Source organism: Calderihabitans maritimus (assembly GCF_002207765.1).
GTDB classification, from domain to species: Bacteria; Bacillota; KKC1; order Calderihabitantales; family Calderihabitantaceae; genus Calderihabitans; species Calderihabitans maritimus.
Genome location: NZ_BDGJ01000112.1, coordinates 1 through 1,932 on the forward strand (window position 1 = coordinate 1; position 1,932 = coordinate 1,932).

At 43.1% G+C, this 1,932-nt stretch carries 3 protein-coding genes and 1 rRNA gene; all 4 read left to right on the top strand.

The window, feature by feature from the left end:
• Nucleotides 1-113: 113 nt before the first annotated feature.
• The 4 genes from rrf (at nt 114) to KKC1_RS09875 (ending at nt 1,754) form a co-directional block, all read left to right on the top strand.
• Nucleotides 114-228: ribosomal RNA gene (rrf, locus tag KKC1_RS09860) — 5S ribosomal RNA — on the top strand.
• A 140-nt stretch (nt 229-368) separates the two neighbouring features.
• Nucleotides 369-890: a cysteine hydrolase family protein gene (locus KKC1_RS09865; RefSeq protein ID WP_088554294.1), complete on the top strand. Its 522-nt coding sequence runs from the start codon at nt 369-371 to the stop codon at nt 888-890.
• 214 nt (nt 891-1,104) lie between these two features.
• A complete protein-coding gene (locus tag KKC1_RS09870) occupies nt 1,105-1,533 on the top strand; it encodes a DUF3842 family protein (protein WP_088554295.1) in 429 nt (142 codons plus the stop codon).
• Between the two features lie 32 nt (nt 1,534-1,565).
• Nucleotides 1,566-1,754, top strand: a complete 189-nt coding sequence (locus KKC1_RS09875; protein WP_088554296.1) for a CooT family nickel-binding protein — start codon at nt 1,566-1,568, stop codon at nt 1,752-1,754.
• The last annotated feature ends 178 nt before the right edge of the window (nt 1,755-1,932 follow it).

Here is a 1,932-nt window from a genome sequence, read left to right on the forward strand (position 1 = left end):
AGGCCAGAAGTGTAAGGTGGGTAACCACCTTAGCGGACTGGTACTAATAGGTCGAGGGCTTGACCTCTTGGTGCTATACCCTGTGCAGTTTTGAAAGAATTGACCCTTAAGTTTCTGGTGGCTATAGCGGAGGGGCAACACCCGTTCCCATCCCGAACACGGAAGTTAAGTCCTCCTGCGCCGATGGTACTGGGGCTCCTGCCCCGGGAGAGTAGGTCGCTGCCAGAAACTTATTACTTCATCAACCCTCCTTGCCTAAAGCAGGGAGGGTTGTTTTATATTGAAGTTGTGGGGTAGGAAACGGTCTTGGCAGCTTTAAGAAGTTGTGATAAGGTATAATTACCATAGTAAATGAAGGGGGACAGGTGGTGAGCAAGAAAGCATTATTGATAATCGATATGTTAAATGATTTTGTGCGGGAGGATGGGGCTTTATACGTTGGCCCTGACGGTAAAAGAATTGTCCCGAAAATTCAGGAGGAGATTGAGAAAGCTAGGAAGTCTGGAATACCGGTAATTTACATATGTGACAACCACCGGGAAGATGATGCGGAATTTAACATGTTTCCTCCTCACTGTATTAAGGGTACGGAAGGAAGTGAAGTGATAAAGGAACTAGAACCGGCTCCGGGAGATTACATAATTCCCAAGCGGAGGTACAGCGCTTTCTTCGGCACGGATCTGGATGCGCTGTTGAGGGAATTAGGTGTAGAGGAACTTATTCTTACAGGAGTATGTTCCAATATTTGTGTTCTTTATACGGCTGCCGATGCTCGTATGCGGAATTACCGGGTAACCGTGGTGAAAGATGGGGTTGCATCGTTTAAGGAAGAAGTTCACCGTTTTGCTCTCCAGGAGATGGAAAGCACGCTGGGGGTTGTTATTAAATAGGAAAAAATTATACTTGGCAATTATAACATATTGGGTTATAATTAAATTGAAACGTAATCATGGAGATTACGCTAAGACTATGGAAGTCTTTTGCCGGAATGAGGTCGGCAGGGGAACTCATAGTCTTTTGTTTTTTCTATGCCTCATTTATCGAAAAAAAATTTTCTGTTATAATGGAAACAGTTGACTTAGTTATTTTGAGGAGACTATGAATATGAAAATAGCTGTAATAGACGGCCAGGGTGGAGGAATAGGAAAGCACATCGTAGAAAAAATACGTAAAGAGTTACCGGAAGAACTAGAAATCATTGCTCTAGGGACTAACGCGGTAGCAACATCTCAAATGTTAAAAGCAGGAGCTAACGAGGGAGCGACGGGAGAAAACGCAGTAGTTCGAAACGTTGAAGAAGTAGACGTGGTTATCGGTTCTATTGCCATAGTATTGGGGAATTCTATGCTGGGAGAATTAACGCCTAAAATGGCGGAAGCTGTAGCGACCAGTAGAGCCAGGAAGTTGTTATTGCCGGTTAACCGGTCTCGGGTAGAGGTCATAGGAGTGGTACCGGAACCTCTTCCCCACCAAATCGATGCTCTGGTTGCCCGGCTCAAGGAAATTTATCAAGAGATTAATTCCGAGAAGTAATTTAATAGTAACGTCCGGTTGGAGGTGAAAAAATGTGTGAAGCTAATGCTTACCTGTTTGAAAATGGCAGGGAGGAGCTATTGTTAGAGCAGGTGGATAAAGTAATTCCCCAGCAGGGAGAGATTATTTTGGAGAATATTTTCGGCCAGCGGAAAATTGTTAAAGCTAAGATTAAGGAAATGGCTTTGGTAGACCATAAAATTATTTTGGAAAAAATTTAAAAACCTGATCTACACAAAGTGGTATAGGGATGAATAAACGGCCATGGAGGTCGGCAAGTTGCAAGGAGCAGTTTTGTCACCTTCATGGCTTTTTTACTAAACTAAAGACTCACGGTAAAAAGTCAAGGGCCAAAAAATGGGAATAAATAACTCAAGGCTTAAAAAAGGCAATAAAAAA